This window comes from Trinickia sp. (genome assembly GCF_036503415.1).
In the GTDB taxonomy this organism is placed as follows: domain Bacteria; phylum Pseudomonadota; class Gammaproteobacteria; order Burkholderiales; family Burkholderiaceae; genus Trinickia.
The window spans coordinates 26,299-41,039 of the sequence record NZ_DASXWY010000079.1 but is presented as its reverse complement, the minus strand read 5'-3'; the positions used below and the strand labels follow the sequence as shown (position 1 = coordinate 41,039).

Below are 14,741 nucleotides of genomic sequence, written 5' to 3'. Positions count from 1 at the left end.
GTGACTGCCACGATGACAAACACAGTTGACGGGGAAACGGGCAGCGTGCATGAGTTGCCTCTGACAGAGGAGACCGCTCATGACTTGGCTGATCCGTCCGCTACCGCCGCCAGTGCGGAAGGCATTCCCCATAATCTCGTCTGTCTCAATACATTGTGGACGCTTGCTCTCATTGATCAACCACTTTACGAGCAGGCAAAGAACCAACTAGGCGATCGTCCGGATTTCGCGAAAGACGGTCAGCAGCCGGCCATCGGCGGCCCCGCGGCTGCGCTGGAATGGATGATTGAAAGCAATCTGCTGACAAGGGCTCAATTTGAGGCACTCGCGGAGCGCTACATCCGGGAAGGCGTCGAGAGAGAGAAGAATCAAAAGGAAGATTTGCAACGAATATTGATCGTCGAGACTGTCGATTCTGGCTTCTGCGATGGCGTCTTTCGGAAGGAAATGAGCTTAAAAAAAGCAAGAATCTATAGTCCGTACATCTCCGGCGTCATCCTGTTTATCGCGTTCTTTTATCTGCTTCCTATGCTCGTTAGATTCTTGAGGCATGTTTTTGGTTGACTGTAAGGGGGGAACACTATGACTCGTTCGCAGCAGACTCAACTCACCTGTTCCGGAGTAGGAAGCTGACACATGGACGAACGAGTCATGACCAAATGTATTGGCAAGCCGGTGCCGGAGTGGGACATGGCCCATCGCTTATCGATCAATCGGCCAGCAGGCCCAGATATTCAAGATTTTGGTTCGACGTTCTGCATCAATTCTGTCTTTATGGACGCAATCGAGCCGTCCTTTCTAGAAAAGCAATGGTTCATCACAGGTGTGTTCGTTGCGTTTCTGGCGGCCTTAAATGGCCCATATATGTACAGCTACACTCACAAAGGTGATTCCTCATCGTTTTATCTGTTTGTGGCCGATGTGATGGCTCTATGCTTCGTAGTGTTGTTTGGCGGAATGGCTTGGAGACTGGGGCGAGGTCTGTTCTTCGGCTTGTGCTACCGTCCGATTCGCTTTCATCGTGAAGCCCGTAAGCTATATGCGATCCGCGCGCGACGCTTCTTCGTCAAGCCCGGTGAGGGTGACGTGGTGTGGGAGGCACCTTGGGCGCAAGATTCAATCTTCTGTCTCCACCGCGAGATCACATCCTTCGGCACGATCTTCCACATTCGCCACTATACGGTCGACGACCTCGGCAACGTCACCCGTGTGTTCTCAATCGGCCGTGAATGGACCGGCAGACTGCAAGTCGCAATGGCGCTCGCACAGTGGAACTACTGGTGCGTCTATATGAATGACGGCCCAAACGGTCTGCCCAAGCCGATGCTGTTTCACACGCAACGCGAGACGTTGCGCGAGTCGTTCCTGTTTTCGATGTACAGCTTCGGCATGCGCGCACCCGTCGCCGCCCGATTGCTCATGATGCCGCTGATCCTGGTGTTCACGGTCATGCGGACACTGGCCAACGCGACCTGCCGCGATCCGGTCTGGCCCGACGCGATCGAACGAATTTCAGCCATCGCTTCCGGCGATCCCTATGCCGAACCCCGCCCCGGTACGCCAGTTGGTTGGGGCGACACAGTCTTGGCTCAACAACGCGGCGAGTACCCGAACGATCCGAAAGCCAGGGTTAACGGCTGGTCGGGCGAAGCTGATGGCCGCGAGTACGCGCTGGCATGGCTTGAGAATCCGCACTCCAACCCGGCGCACTCCGCAGCGCGTATCTAGCGCTCATTGACGACGATGGCTCTCGGGTTGCACGGGGCCGCCTTTGCGGCTCACTCGAGGCGGAACTGAAGACAGGCTAGCTCGAGGAAATGAGGCGAATACATGGACGAACGAGTCATGAGGAAGAGTATCGGCAAGCCGGTGCCAGACTGGGATTTGGCGCATCGCTTGCCGATCGGCCGGCCAGGCGGTCCAGACGTTCAGGATTTCGGCGCGACGTTCAGCATCAACTCACTCTTCATGGACGCGATAGAGCCATCTTTTCTCGAAAAGCAATGGTTCATCACAGGTGTATTGCTTGCTTTCGTGTTCATCGGAATCGGGCCGTACATCTATTGGCTCACCAATATTCGCTATCCATACGCGGGCAACATATTGGGGGACGTTTTCGCAGTATGCGTATCCCTAGTTTTTGCCTCCATTGTCTGGAAACTCGGACGAGGCCTCTTGTTCGGCTTGCGCCACCGACCTATCCGCTTTCATCGCGAAGCCCGTAAGCTATACGCGATCCGCGCGCGACGCTTCTTCGCCAAACCCGGCGAGGGTGACGTGGTCTGGGAGGCACCTTGGACAGAAGACTCGATCTTCTGCCTCCACCGCGAGACCACATCCTTCGGCACCGTCTTCCACATTCGACACTATACGATCGACGATCATGGCAATGTCACCCGTGTGTTCTCGATCGGCCGTGAATGGACCGGCAGGCTGCAAGTCGAAATGGCGCTCGCGCAGTGGAACTACTGGTGCGCGTATATGAACGATGGCCCCAACGGTCTGCCTAAACCGATGCTGTTTCATACGCAGCGAGAAACATCGCGCGAGTCGTTCCTTTTTTCGATGTACAGCTTCGGAATGCGCGCACCCGTCCTCGTTCGACTGATGATGATGCCGCTGATTTTGGTCTTCACCGTCATGCGAATAATCGCGAACGCAACGTGCCGCGATCCCGTCTGGCCCGACTCGATCGAACGAATTTCCGTCATCGCTTCAGACGATCCATACGCCGAGCCCCGCCCCGGCACACCGGTCGGCTGGGGCGACACCGTCTTGGCTCAGCAGCGCGGCGAGTACCCGAACGACCCGAAAAGCCGTGCCCAAGATTGGAGCGGTGAATCAGATGGCAGCCTGAACGCAGCGGCTTGGCTCGACAATCCAGCTGCCGGCAGGGGCCGGGTGACGCAACGCGCATGATGCCGAACGGAACACAACGATATATACCAACGCGAGGTTGAGAATGAAAGACGAAAACGGACGCGGGGTAATCCGCTTGAACGACAAGACGACGCACGGCGGTCACGTAACAACCGCCAGCGATGATCTGAAGGCGTTAGGCGTGCCCGTCGCGCTGAAGGGCCATCTGACATGGTGCCCCAAGTGTGGCGGCCACTTTGCCATCGTCCCCGAAAACAGCACGCGCCAACACCATGGCGTACCAGTCGCGTTTCACAACGACCCGACCGAATGCGGCGCGCGCTTGATTTCGTCGCTGTAGCGCGAGAGCACGGAGAAAAAAACGTATGAGCGAACTTCCGAAGGCGCTCGCATTCCAACGCGATCACTGCGGTCGCCGACACGAAGCCTCGAAGAATCATATATAGGCTGATTCCTCTCGCCTCATGCGCCGGGTGGCGAACCGCCCTCACCCCCCAGCCACCCCCTGCGTATTGACATACAACGCATACACCGACTGACACGACGCCATAAAAAGGCGATTGCGCTGCAACCCGCCGAAGCACAGATTCGCGCATCGCTCCGGCAATGCAATACGCCCGATCAGCTTGCCGCGCGGCGAAATCACCATGACGCCGTCGAGCTCCTCGCTACCCATGCCCCAACCACACCAGAGATTGCCGTGAATATCGCAGCGCATGCCGTCGATGGTGCCCTCCCCTGCATCCAGGAACACGCGGCCGTTTTCGATCGTCCTGCCATCGTCGGCCACGTCATACACCCAGATCTTGCGGTTCGGCGTGCCCCGCGATTCGATGAGATAAAACAACCGCTCGTCAGGCGAAAAGCACAGCCCGTTCGGCCCGGCCACATCGGCAGCCACGACCGACGCCTCCCCCGTCGCCGCGTCGACACGATAAACATGCTGCGGTAGCTCAGGCTCCGCCTGATAACCCTCGTAATACCCAAGAATCCCGAAAATCGGATCGGTGAACCAAATGGAGCCGTCGGACTTCACGACAACATCGTTCGGCGAATTCAACGGCTTGCCACCGAAGGAATCGAGGATCACCGTCAGCGAGCCATCGTATTCGGTGCGCGTGACACGCCTGCCGCCATGCTCGCAACTGATAAGCCGCCCCTGGCGATCCCGCGTATGTCCGTTAGCAAAATTCGACGGCTTCCTGAAAACACTCACCGCTCCGGTCTCTTCCTCCCACTTCATGATCCGGTTGTTGGGAATGTCGCTCCACAGCAGATAGCGCCCATCGCCGAACCACACGGGGCCTTCGCACCAGCGAAACCCGGTGGCAATGCGCTCGACGGCCGCAAGCGGCAGACAAAACGCTTCGAACTCCGGATCGATGATCTGAACGCGGGGATCGGGGTATCGCTCGCTCTGCTGCCACATGGAAAAACGCTCCTCCGTTCGAATTCGCTTCGCTCAGAAATAGTTGAAATGCTACGACTCAATTCGCACGCAACGCCGTTGCAATCGGCAAGCGCGCCGCACGAATGGCAGGCAGCAGCCCCCCAAGCATGCCCACGGTACAGGCCAGTACAACGCCCGAAACGAGCAACGATGCCGTGACGGTCAGATGAAACACCACCTGGGTAAAACTGGCGCCAAGCGTATTGACCGTATTGCCGTCGAAAAAAATCCATGCGGCAACGGAGCCGATCGCACTGCCGATCAAGGCGAGCAGCAACGACTCTACCAGAACCGAAATGACGATCGGCAACCCGCCGAAACCAATGGCGCGCAGCGTCGCAATCTCGCGTGTCCGCGTGGAGACAGCCGTATACATGGTATTGAGTGCGCCAAAGCACGCGCCCAGCGCCATGATGCCGCCGACGAAATACGCCAGCAGATTCAGCAGCTTCGAGAGACGGCTCGATTGAGCCGCATAGTAGTCCGTCTCGCGCTCCACGCTGACCTTCAGCGTCGGGTCCGTCGTCAACGCGGCTTTGAAGCGATCGAATGCACCGGCCGACTCGAGCATCACCGAAACCGATTGAAAAAGATTGCGCCGATAAGCGGACAACACGGTCTCGACATCGCCCTGCAACTCGGATTCATGCGCATCTCCACCGGTTTCGAACACGCCCACCACGGTCCACTCTGAATCGCGAAACGCAATCCGGCTACCTAGCTCGAGGCCTTTGAACTGAGCCAGGGCCGACTTCCCGACGACGATCTCGCGCACAGCCGGCTTGAACATGCGCCCGGCAATCAGATGCATTTCAGGCCGCAACGTCGACGCATTTGCGCCGATTCCACGCAGCGTCACGTTGGCGTCCACGCCGTCCTTCTTCTGCGGCAACGCAACGATGACGACAGCTTCGGCCGATGCGATGGGCCGCCCCGCCGCATCCTTGCGAACGCCGGGCGCATCCATGATCGTCTGCGTGTTCTCCCGCGAGATCGTACTGGCGAGTTCGCCTTCCGAACCCGAGCGCAATACGATCGCGCGGTCTGTCCGGGCGGTGCCCTTGAGCGTCTTGGTGAATCCCTCGGCCATGGCGAGCACGGACACCATGACCGCAACGGTGACCGCAATCCCAATCACGATGACCCACGCCGTGCCCATACGCTGGGGCAAACTTCGCAGATTCATCGCGGTAACGGCAACGATTTGCTTCATCATCATGAGCGTAGGGCCTCCACGATCACTAGCCGCTTGGCACGCCACGCGGGCACGATACCCGTGGCGGCAGCCAGGATGGCAGCCATCAACACACCTTCGGCAATGACGCTCGCCGGCATCTTCACGACACCGAACGTGTCGCGCAACATCGGAAACAGCAAACTCGCAACGCCAAGCCCAACCAGGGCTGCAACGACGCACAACATCAACGCCTGCACGAGCACCAGCATGAGCATCTGCGTATCGCTGAACCCAAGCGTCTTCAGCACGGCAAGCTCAGGCACCTGCTCGCGCACCGCCTGCATCGCCGTGCTGCCGACGGCAAACAACAACGCAAAGAACACCGCAAAAAGAATGTAGGTGACGATCAGGCTGATATCCGCGATCTGTTTCATGAAGGACTGCTGAAACTCTTTCTCAGTCTGGGTCTTGGTCTCGTTGGGCGAATTGGCGAAACGCTTGTCGATCTCGGCGGCCACCTGAGCCGATTGCCGCGGATCGCTCAATTGAACGACATACCAGCCCACCGTACCCTTGCCGAAACTGCGCGCCTCGTCGAAATACTTGTAATTGAAGAACATGGCGTCTTCACGCGCGCGATTGGAAGGCTCCTCATAGATGCCGACGATATCGAAATCCCAATCCGACGTTCCGTCGGATGCCTTCACCCAGATCGTCGAATGCAGTGGGATGCGCTGGCCGATCTTCCATCCGTACTTCGCGGCAAGCCCTTTTCCGATGATTGCGCCTGTGCGCGTGCGCTTCAACGCTTCGATCTGGTCCTTAGGAACCACGACTTCCGGATGCGCAGCGAACTCGCGATCGGGCTCGACCGGGAACGCGGCGAGAAAGTTCTTCGGGTCCTGATAGTACGGACCGAACCACGACTCGTGCGACACCTTGGCGACGCCGGGGATCGTTTCGAGCTGTGACAGATAGGCGTACGGCAGGCTCTCGGTCAGCGAAATCCGGTTCGTCACGATGAGGCGATCGACATTCGACCGCTCAATGGTTTCCTGAAACGCCGCGTTGATGCCTTGCAGCATGCCGAACAGCAAGAACGCAATGACGATCGATAAGAGCGTCAGCGACGTACGCATTTTCTTGCGCCATAGCATCGCCCATATCAAGGGAATGAATTTCATATTTCAGCCTCCGGGGCTTACGCTTCAGTCCTGACGCGCTCGTCGACGAGCCTGCCCTTGTCGAGGTGCAGCGTATGCGTGGCGAAATCGGCCGCTTTTTGGTCGTGCGTCACCATGACGATGGTCTTGCCGTATTCGCGGTTGAGCACCTGGAGCAAATGCAAAATTTCATCGGCCGTGGCGCGGTCGAGGTCGCCTGTCGGCTCGTCGCATACGAGCAGCTTCGGATCGGACACGAGCGCGCGGGCAATCGCTACGCGCTGCGCCTGCCCGCCGGAGAGTTCGGACGGTTTGTGCTTCGTCCGGTCCTCCAATCCCACCACCGATAGCGCGGTTTGCACGTTGCGCCGCCGCTCTTCCTTGCTCAGCGACGTCAACAAAAGCGGCAACTCGACGTTGCGCTCGGCACTCAGCATCGGCATCAGGTTGTAGAACTGAAACACGAAGCCGACGTTATCTGCACGCCAACGGGCCAGACGGCTGCCCTTGAGCCGGTCGATGTGCTCTCCGGCCACGACGATCTCGCCGCTCGTCGGATGGTCGATACCACCGATCAGATTGAGCACCGTCGTCTTGCCTGAGCCCGACGGGCCCATCAGCGCGACAAAGTCGCCCTCGGCCACCGAAAGATTGAGGCGGTGCAGCACTTCCACGGACTGCTTGCCGCGCGTATAGGTCTTGACGACGTCGCGCAGAGAAACGATTGCACTCATGTGTTGCTCCTCGTTGAAGTGTCGGCTGCGTGTTGAGCGCCGTTCAGCGCTCGGCGATCTTGACGCGTGCCCCATCCTTCAGCTTTGAAAAATCGCCAAGCGCGACGCGCTCGCCCGCCGAAAGGCCCGACAGCACTACCTGTCCATCGGCGGAACGCGCACCGAGCCGCACGACGCGCCGCTCGACCGTATCGCCATGGATCACAAATACTGCGCCCGTGTCCGCGCCCGACTGAGCGCCCGGCACCACCGCTTCGGCCGGAATCACGACGCCGCCCGCGGCCGGCGTCGCCCCCGACTTGTTCTCGCTGCTCATGAACGAGACCCGTGCGCCCATCTCGGGCAGGATGCGCGGATCGCGCGACTTGAAGCCGACGCGCACCTTGACCGTCGCCTTGCTGCGATCGGCCGTGGGAATGACGGCGATGACATAGGCCGGGATCTGCCAGTCCGGATACGCGTTGAGCTTGAGGATCGCGGGTTCGCCGGCATGCACACGGCTGATGAAATTCTCGCTCACGTCGACCTCGACCTCGAGAGAATCCATATCGACAAGTGTGCAAATCCCCGTGCGGGTGAAGCCGCCTCCGGCAGACAGCGGCGAGACGATTTCGCCCGGCTGCGCATTCTTCGTCGTCACGACGCCGGTAAATGGGGCGTGCACGATCGTATCTTCCTCCTCGCGCTGCGCCACCAGCAAGGCCGCCCGGCGCACGGCGAGATTGCCTTGGGCCACCGCCAGATCGGTCTGCTTCGCGTCGAAATTCGCCTTGCTCGTATCGAGCACTTCGGCGCTGATGACGCCGGCGGCCGCGAGCTTGCGATCGCGACGGTAGATCGGCGCGATATCGTCGGCGGCCGCCTTGGCCTGCGCAACCGTAGCCTCGGCCTGTATCACGCCGGCTTTCGCCTGCATGAGCGCTGCGGCAGCGTTCGTATCATCGAGCTTTGCGACGACCTCGTTTTCCTTGATGTGCTGCCCCTCTTCGATGAAGAGCTCGGACAGCTTGCCCGTGATCTTGGCGGAGACGGTTGCTTGCCGGCGCGCCACGACGTAGCCCGAGGCATCCAGAATCGATGCGCCGGATGGCCCGGGCGCGTCGGAGCCCGTCGAAACCGCACGCGCGGCAGCGGCTTTGACTTCCGGCACGGCCGATCGGGACCAGATCAACGCGCCCGCTCCCAATACGATCAGCAGGGCGACGATCGCGACGACAACCCGTCGCCAGCGTGGACCGCCTTCGTCACCGCCTCGTTTGTCGCGATCGATGCGCAATTGGCGCAGGAGCTCGGATTTGTCCGTCTTGTCCGTCATATCGGGTTTTCTAGTGGTGTCGAACGACTGGTCTCATGGGTTCATTGCTGCAGCGCTGGCGCGCGCTGCGCACCGTCTCCGGCTTGCCGGTCGCGCCAATCGCCGCCGAGCGACAAAAACAGGGCCGCAGTGTCCTGATAACGCGAGGCCAGCGCTTGGACGTAAGCAATCCGCGAGCGCTCATACTGCTGCTGAGCGACGAGCAGCTCGACGTGATTGGCGCCACCGAGGCCAAAGCGTTGCTCGATCAGGCTCAGACTGTCCGCAGCCGCCTGCTGCGCGCGGTATTGAGCGTTGAGCGTCTGCGCATCGGTATCGAGCGCACGCAGTGAATCCGACACATTCTTGAATGCAAGCAGAACCGTCTGTCGATATTGCGCAAGCGATTGATCGTAAAGCGCGATCGCCGCGCGCCGCCTGGCATTGAGTGTGCCCCCTTGAAAAAGCGGCTGCGTGACATTGCCGGCCAGGGAAAAGACGCCGCTCGAAAAAAGCGAGCCCAGCTTTTGAGCCGAATCGCCCGTACTCGCACTGAGGCCGAACTGCGGCAGCATGTTGGCCGTAGCGACGCCGATGTTCGCACTCGCCTGATGCAATTGCGCTTCGGCGCGGCGGATATCGGGCCGCTGGCGCACGATATCGGACGGCAGCATGACGGGAATCTCGCGCGGTAAATGCAGCGACGCGAGTTCGAAGCTCGCCTCGGTGTAGTCGGCGGGAGAACGGCCCAGATAGACAGCCAACTGGGAGCGCGCCGCGGCAAGCTGCTGCTCGAGCGGCGGCAGCAGCGCTTGCATGGACGCGAGATTCGATTCGGCCGACAGCACGTCCGATCGCGATGCGCCGCCGAGCTCGAACTGCTGGCGGCTCAAGTCGGCCTGATGCTGGGCCGACGCGATGAGGCTCTGCGTCGCATCGATTTGCGCGCGCAGCGACGCTTCGAGCAGCGCCGCCGTCACGACGTTTGCCGCGAGCGTCTGATAAGTCGCCTGCAGTTCTTCCTGCTGTGCGTCGCGCGCCGCCTCCTGCGCTTCGATGCCGCGCCGCACGCCGCCGAATACGTCGAAGTTGTACGAGAGGCTGACGGACGCGTTATACAGCGTGAACAGGAAACTGCCCGCTTCAGGAAAGCCTTGGGCGGCGCCGTTGATCTTCTGCCGCGAAGCGGTGAAACTGCCGCTCGCCGAAGGAAACAGTCCGCCGCGCTGCGCGGCGACTTGCTGCTGCGCAGCGCGCAGCGCAGCCTGCGCTGACGCCACGGTCGGACTCGCGCGCAGCGCCTCGTCGACGAGCCGCTCCAGCGTTGGCGAGCCGTAGGCACGCCACCAGTGCGAATCGAGTGCCGCGGCAGCGGTGAATGTCTGCGATTCGCCGCCCGCAACGGGCGTGGCCTGCGTTTGCGGCGGCAGCGGCGTTTCCGTCACGGACGACGCGACAGGCGGCGGTGGAGCTTTGAAGTCGGGGCCGACTGCACACGCGCCAAGCAGCGTTGTCGCAATCAATACCAAAACCACCCGGTACGACTTCACCGGATATGGACACGCAATCGGATACCGTCGCGATTCGCGACGCTCTTTGTTATCCATGCTTGAAATCGAGGGGCTGCGCGGCTTGATTCCTCCGTTATTTCCCGGAGGGGCCCAAATCCCGTGACGGGCGTATGAGGTTTGCAAAGCGGCAACGAGTATAGCGCTGCGCTTCATTTATCGATAGTGACGGCGTACGTCAGCCAATGCGAATGGCGATTGCTGAAACCACGGATTTTCGCAGTCCGCGATGCGGAAAATCCTGCCGTCGCATCGTCGGCGCCGATCGTTCGAAAATAGCGACGAAAGGCCGCGCGCACTCGCGCGAGCACCGGCGTTTTCAGCGAATGCCCCATTCAATCGGTTGAAGCGCTTGCCCAAACCGTGCGATGGTGCGAAATGCTCGCGAAGCACCCTTCAGGCTGCGCTCGCTTCAACCGGAATTTCGCCCACGATGAAAACGCTGACCGATCAGCTCGCGCAATATGCGGCCTATCACCGCGACAGACGCAATATCGCCACCCATTTCGTCGGCATTCCAATGATCGTCGTCGCACTCGCCGTGTTGCTCAGCCGGCCCGCCTCGACGTTCGGTGTGCTCCCGCTCGCCGTCTCGCCTGCATGGCTCGTCTTCGGCGCGGCGACGCTCTATTACCTCGCACTCGATGCGCCGCTCGGCGTGGCGATGGCATTCGTCAGCGCCGGGTGTCTGGCGCTTGGGAGATGGATCGCGTCATCGTCGACGACGACATGGGTCGGCACGGGCGTCGCCCTCTTCGTCGTCGGCTGGGTCTTTCAATTCGTGGGGCATGCCGCCTACGAGCACAGAAAGCCCGCTTTTGCCGACGACCTGATCGGCCTCCTCATCGGACCGCTGTTCGTGCTGGCCGAGGCGCTCTTCGAACTGGGATGGCGGCCGCGCTTGCGCGAAGCTATCGAGAACGCAACAACAGCACGGCATGCGCGGCCGTGATTGCCACCGCGAACCAGATCGGCACGTAGGTGGCGAGTTGTCCCGCGCGCAGCGTCTCGCCGAGCAGCAGCACCGATACCAGAACGATCAATACCGGCTCCACATAGCCGAGAATGCCGAACAGTGCCATCGGCATCAGGCGGCTCGCTTTCAGATAGCAGGCAAGCGCGATCGTGCTGAGTGCGCCAAGCCCGGGCAGCAACAGCGCGCCGAGCACCGGAAGATGAAACGCGGCATGCGCTGTGGCGCTCGTGGCAATGAGCCAGATGGCGGCCGGCAGCAAAAGCAGTACCTCGGTCGCAAACGTGACAAGCGAATCCGAGGCAATCGTGCGTCGTACGACGAAGTACGGGGGATAGCCGAGCACGACGACGAGCGTGGGCCAGGAAAACGCATGTGTGGCACGCAGTTCGTGGGCGACGCCAATCGCGGCGCAGGCTACGGCGAGCCATTGCAACCGCGCGAGCTCTTCGCGATAGTAGAATCGGCCGACGAGGACCATGGAAAGCGGCAGCAAAAAATAACCGAGCGACACCTCGAGCATATGGCCATGGAGGGGTGCCCACATGAAGAGCAGGAGCTGGGAGCCCATCAACGCTGCGCACGTCACGAGCTTGAACGCCAATCGCGGCGCGCGGCTGGCTTGCACGAGAAGATCGCGCAATTGCGGCAGGCGCGAGCGCCACGCGACGAGCAGCAACGCGCCGGGCACGGTCCAAACGATGCGCCACGCAAAGATGTCCACACCGCCGAGCGGCGAAAGTAACCGCGTATAGGCCGCAAATAGTGCAAACAACGCTGACGCCGCGACTGACAGCGCAATTCCGCGACCCACTACAGAAGAATTCATTTAAAAGGGGAAATTGTTGGTATTGTGCTGGCCATCGCTTCGGCGGATCAGATCAGGAGCTCTCGTTCGATGACAATGCAACGAACAGGTGATATCGCTTGAACTCAATGCTGCTCGAAACGTGCAAAACGCTTCTCGAGCGCCCGCTCTTCGCTGACGAAATCGGTGACGCGGGCCGAGGGCGGCCCGCGCCGCATCCATTCGAGCATTCTGTCGATCTGTTCTGCCGGCCCCTGCACCAACGCCTCGACGGAGCCGTCCGCGAGATTGGAGACCCAGCCGGTGATGCCGAGTTCGTGCGCGCGCCGCACCGTCGCATGACGGAATCCGACGCCTTGCACGACACCGCGCACATGCACGTAATACGTTTCGATCCTCGTGTTCAAATCGGGCCCAGTCATACCCGCGTCTCCCAATGCTCGGCTGCTCCAAGCCGGCATTGTAGTCGTCTTGCGTGCACCGCATCGGGGCACCGCTTGCTAGTCTAAAGAATGCCGGCAAAACAGCCGTTAAATCGCACTATTGAGTTTGCGCGCTTGCTCATTGGCGTGACAGGAGACTTTACGGTGGGTCAACGACACCACGCGGCACGAGTCGATCGCCACGGAAAAGCCACGATTCGGTACGCCGAACAGGCACGGACCGTCGCGGCCCTCGCGCTGGGCGCGGCGGCTGCGTACGCCGCCTGGCTCGCAACCGGTCGCCTCGCATTGGGCCACCAGTTGGATGCCGCGGCCGTTGCGGCCGCCTGTGTCGTTTTCGCTTACGGCGTGCATGCGCATTGGCGCATCGGAATCGAACGTGCTCGCGCACAAAAAGACGCGATCGAAAAGGAACTGGCGCAAGCGGCCCTGCAGGAATCCAAGCAGATGCTCGAGGCGGTCATCGACAGTGTGCCGCAACGGATTTTCTGGAAGGACGTCAATTCCCGCTATTTGGGCGGAAATCGCGCGTTCGCGCAGGATGCGGCAATCGAGCACCGCGCCGCGATCGCGGGGCTCACCGACGACGATATGCCGTGGCATAGCACGGCGGCCGAGGCGCGTCGTCGCGATCGGGAACTCGTCGAAAGCGGCAAACCCCTGCACTACGAGGAATTGGTGCCGACCGCCCGCGGCGAGCTGCGCTGGCTGCATACCTCGAAGGCACCGATCAGAAGCGCCGACGGCACGGTGATCGGCGTGCTCGGCAGCTACGAGGACGTGACCGAACTCGTGCAATCGCGCGAGCTGCTCAATCGGCAAGCCAACGTCGATTCGCTGACGATGCTGCCGAACCGCAACCGGTTCACCGAAAGGCTCGAACAGGCGATTCGCGACGCGCAGACGTCCGGTACGCGCGTCGCACTCGTCTTCATGGATATCGATCACTTCAAGGATGTCAACGACAGCCTTGGCCACGGCGTCGGCGACCGCCTGTTGCAGGAGATCGGTGCACGGTTGTCCGCGTCCACGCAGCCCACGGATACGGTCGCGCGCTACGGCGGCGACGAGTTCGTGATCATCGTGCTCGAAAGCGGCGTCGACGATCGGCTGAGCGAAGTGCTCGCGCGCGTCTCGCAGACCTTCGCACAGCCCGTGGTCGTCGACGATAGCGAGTTTCATGTGGAGACGAGTATCGGCATCGCGTGTTTTCCGAGCGACGGCGCCGATGCGGAAACCTTGCTGCGGCGCGCCGATCTGGCGATGAACCGCGCGAAATCGAACGGCCGCAACGGTGTACAGCGCTTTACGGCGGAACTCGGCCAGCAGGCCGATCAGCGGCTCGCGCTGTCGCGGCGCATGCGCGTGGCACTTGCGAACGGCGAATTCCGTCTTGCCTACCAGCCGCAAGTCGACGTGCGGACGAATCGCGTGACGGGTGTCGAAGCGCTGTTGCGTTGGGACGATGCCGAGCTGGGCCCCGTGAGCCCAGCGACCTTCATCCCGATCGCCGAAGAAAACGGCCTCATCGTCGCGATCGGCGAATGGGTCATGCAGCAGGCCTGTTTTCAGGCGCAGACGTGGCAAGCGACTCTGCCGGGCCTGCGCATGTCGGTCAACCTTTCGCCCCGTCAATTCGCGCGCGGCGATATCGTGCGCGTCGTTCAGCGGGCGCTTTCGCGCGCCCAGCTCTCGCCGCAACTTCTCGAGGTCGAAATCACCGAAAGTGCGTTGCTCAATCTCGGCTCGCTCGATGTGTTGCGCGCCTTGCGCGCGTTGGATATCGACATCGCCATCGACGACTTCGGCACCGGCTACTCGAGCCTGTCGTATCTGCGGCGTTTTCGCGCCGAGCGCCTCAAGCTCGACATGTCGTTCGTGCGCGGCATCGGCGTGCATCGGGAGGACGAAGTCATCACGCGCGCCATCTTGTCGCTCGGGCGCGCGCTCGGCTTCAGCGTCGTCGCGGAGGGCGTCGAAACCGACATGCAGCTCGCCTTCTTGCGCCGCCACGGTTGCAGCGTCGTGCAAGGATATCGATTCGCCCGTCCGATGCCGGCCGCGCAGGCGCACGCGTTCATTCAGCGCTTCAATCAAGGTGTTCTCGCTTTGGAATGAGCGAATCGGTGCGCTGTCGTTGAATTCACGAAAACCGTTCGATTGCGGCTCTCGCCTTCGTCAGCGATTACAATCGCACGTTTCGGCGCGGCGGACCTGCCCGCGCCGCGGGTCATGAATCGAGGAATCCAGT

Annotated in this window: 14 protein-coding genes; 6 read left to right on the top strand and 8 right to left on the bottom strand. The window is 61.0% G+C overall.

Translation table 11 applies throughout. The features are described 5' to 3' along the window. Positions 1–12 precede the first annotated feature (12 nt). From VGL01_RS10935 to VGL01_RS10920, 4 genes are all read left to right on the top strand, one after another. Positions 13–564: a hypothetical protein gene (locus tag VGL01_RS10935; RefSeq protein WP_331569144.1), complete on the top strand. Its 552-nt coding sequence runs from the start codon at positions 13–15 to the stop codon at positions 562–564. A gap of 72 nt (positions 565–636) precedes the next feature. Beyond that, positions 637–1,728, top strand: coding sequence for a DUF6708 domain-containing protein (locus tag VGL01_RS10930; RefSeq protein ID WP_331569142.1), 1,092 nt, complete (start codon positions 637–639; stop codon positions 1,726–1,728). 102 nt (positions 1,729–1,830) lie between these two features. Next, complete coding sequence (locus VGL01_RS10925; protein WP_331569140.1) at positions 1,831–2,919, top strand: DUF6708 domain-containing protein; 1,089 nt, start codon at positions 1,831–1,833, stop codon at positions 2,917–2,919. 43 nt (positions 2,920–2,962) lie between these two features. Continuing rightward, positions 2,963–3,220, top strand: a complete 258-nt coding sequence (locus tag VGL01_RS10920) for a PAAR domain-containing protein (RefSeq protein WP_331569139.1) — start codon at positions 2,963–2,965, stop codon at positions 3,218–3,220. A gap of 147 nt (positions 3,221–3,367) precedes the next feature. On the opposite strand, the gene VGL01_RS10915 is transcribed toward VGL01_RS10920, so the two are convergent. From VGL01_RS10915 to VGL01_RS10890, 6 genes are read right to left on the bottom strand one after another with little or no spacing between them, the layout of a single operon-like run. Beyond that, the gene (locus VGL01_RS10915) at positions 3,368–4,309 is read right to left on the bottom strand and encodes an SMP-30/gluconolactonase/LRE family protein (RefSeq protein ID WP_331569137.1); all 942 of its coding nucleotides are present in this window, start codon (positions 4,307–4,309) and stop codon (positions 3,368–3,370) included. A gap of 58 nt (positions 4,310–4,367) precedes the next feature. Next, complete coding sequence (locus VGL01_RS10910) at positions 4,368–5,549, bottom strand: ABC transporter permease (RefSeq protein ID WP_331569135.1); 1,182 nt, start codon at positions 5,547–5,549, stop codon at positions 4,368–4,370. Continuing rightward, positions 5,546–6,691 carry an ABC transporter permease gene (locus VGL01_RS10905; RefSeq protein ID WP_331569133.1) on the bottom strand — a complete coding sequence of 382 codons (1,146 nt, stop codon included), beginning with the start codon at positions 6,689–6,691 and terminating at the stop codon, positions 5,546–5,548. Before VGL01_RS10905 ends, VGL01_RS10910 begins: the two co-directional genes overlap by 4 nt. 17 nt (positions 6,692–6,708) lie before the next feature. Then, a complete protein-coding gene (locus VGL01_RS10900; protein WP_331569131.1) occupies positions 6,709–7,404 on the bottom strand; it encodes an ABC transporter ATP-binding protein in 696 nt (231 codons plus the stop codon). 43 nt (positions 7,405–7,447) lie between these two features. Then, complete coding sequence (locus tag VGL01_RS10895) at positions 7,448–8,719, bottom strand: efflux RND transporter periplasmic adaptor subunit (RefSeq protein ID WP_331569129.1); 1,272 nt, start codon at positions 8,717–8,719, stop codon at positions 7,448–7,450. A 41-nt stretch (positions 8,720–8,760) separates the two neighbouring features. Beyond that, positions 8,761–10,305 carry an efflux transporter outer membrane subunit gene (locus VGL01_RS10890; protein WP_331569127.1) on the bottom strand — a complete coding sequence of 515 codons (1,545 nt, stop codon included), beginning with the start codon at positions 10,303–10,305 and terminating at the stop codon, positions 8,761–8,763. 394 nt (positions 10,306–10,699) lie between these two features. Between VGL01_RS10890 and VGL01_RS10885 the strand changes: the two genes are divergently transcribed. Further along, the gene (locus VGL01_RS10885; RefSeq protein ID WP_331569125.1) at positions 10,700–11,218 is read left to right on the top strand and encodes a DUF962 domain-containing protein; all 519 of its coding nucleotides are present in this window, start codon (positions 10,700–10,702) and stop codon (positions 11,216–11,218) included. Here VGL01_RS10885 and rarD read toward each other — a convergent pair. Together rarD and VGL01_RS10875 are read right to left on the bottom strand one after the other, a co-directional pair. Further along, positions 11,178–12,068 carry an EamA family transporter RarD gene (rarD, locus tag VGL01_RS10880; protein ID WP_331569123.1) on the bottom strand — a complete coding sequence of 297 codons (891 nt, stop codon included), beginning with the start codon at positions 12,066–12,068 and terminating at the stop codon, positions 11,178–11,180. The two genes, VGL01_RS10885 and rarD, sit on opposite strands and share 41 nt — an antisense overlap. A 104-nt stretch (positions 12,069–12,172) precedes the next feature. Further along, the gene (locus tag VGL01_RS10875; protein WP_331569121.1) at positions 12,173–12,469 is read right to left on the bottom strand and encodes an acylphosphatase; all 297 of its coding nucleotides are present in this window, start codon (positions 12,467–12,469) and stop codon (positions 12,173–12,175) included. A gap of 165 nt (positions 12,470–12,634) precedes the next feature. Between VGL01_RS10875 and VGL01_RS10870 the strand changes: the two genes are divergently transcribed. Beyond that, positions 12,635–14,608, top strand: coding sequence for a putative bifunctional diguanylate cyclase/phosphodiesterase (locus VGL01_RS10870; protein ID WP_331569119.1), 1,974 nt, complete (start codon positions 12,635–12,637; stop codon positions 14,606–14,608). Positions 14,609–14,741: the final 133 nt, after the last annotated feature.

Coding starts and splice junctions, on each gene's coding strand:
- VGL01_RS10935 (WP_331569144.1), top strand. CDS start 13: ATGACAAACACAGTTGACGGGGAAACGGGCAGCGTGCATGAGTTGCCT.
- VGL01_RS10930 (WP_331569142.1), top strand. CDS start 637: ATGGACGAACGAGTCATGACCAAATGTATTGGCAAGCCGGTGCCGGAG.
- VGL01_RS10925 (WP_331569140.1), top strand. CDS start 1,831: ATGGACGAACGAGTCATGAGGAAGAGTATCGGCAAGCCGGTGCCAGAC.
- VGL01_RS10920 (WP_331569139.1), top strand. CDS start 2,963: ATGAAAGACGAAAACGGACGCGGGGTAATCCGCTTGAACGACAAGACG.
- VGL01_RS10915 (WP_331569137.1), bottom strand. CDS start 4,309: ATGTGGCAGCAGAGCGAGCGATACCCCGATCCCCGCGTTCAGATCATC.
- VGL01_RS10910 (WP_331569135.1), bottom strand. CDS start 5,549: ATGATGATGAAGCAAATCGTTGCCGTTACCGCGATGAATCTGCGAAGT.
- VGL01_RS10905 (WP_331569133.1), bottom strand. CDS start 6,691: ATGAAATTCATTCCCTTGATATGGGCGATGCTATGGCGCAAGAAAATG.
- VGL01_RS10900 (WP_331569131.1), bottom strand. CDS start 7,404: ATGAGTGCAATCGTTTCTCTGCGCGACGTCGTCAAGACCTATACGCGC.
- VGL01_RS10895 (WP_331569129.1), bottom strand. CDS start 8,719: ATGACGGACAAGACGGACAAATCCGAGCTCCTGCGCCAATTGCGCATC.
- VGL01_RS10890 (WP_331569127.1), bottom strand. CDS start 10,305: ATGGATAACAAAGAGCGTCGCGAATCGCGACGGTATCCGATTGCGTGT.
- VGL01_RS10885 (WP_331569125.1), top strand. CDS start 10,700: ATGAAAACGCTGACCGATCAGCTCGCGCAATATGCGGCCTATCACCGC.
- rarD (WP_331569123.1), bottom strand. CDS start 12,068: ATGAATTCTTCTGTAGTGGGTCGCGGAATTGCGCTGTCAGTCGCGGCG.
- VGL01_RS10875 (WP_331569121.1), bottom strand. CDS start 12,469: ATGACTGGGCCCGATTTGAACACGAGGATCGAAACGTATTACGTGCAT.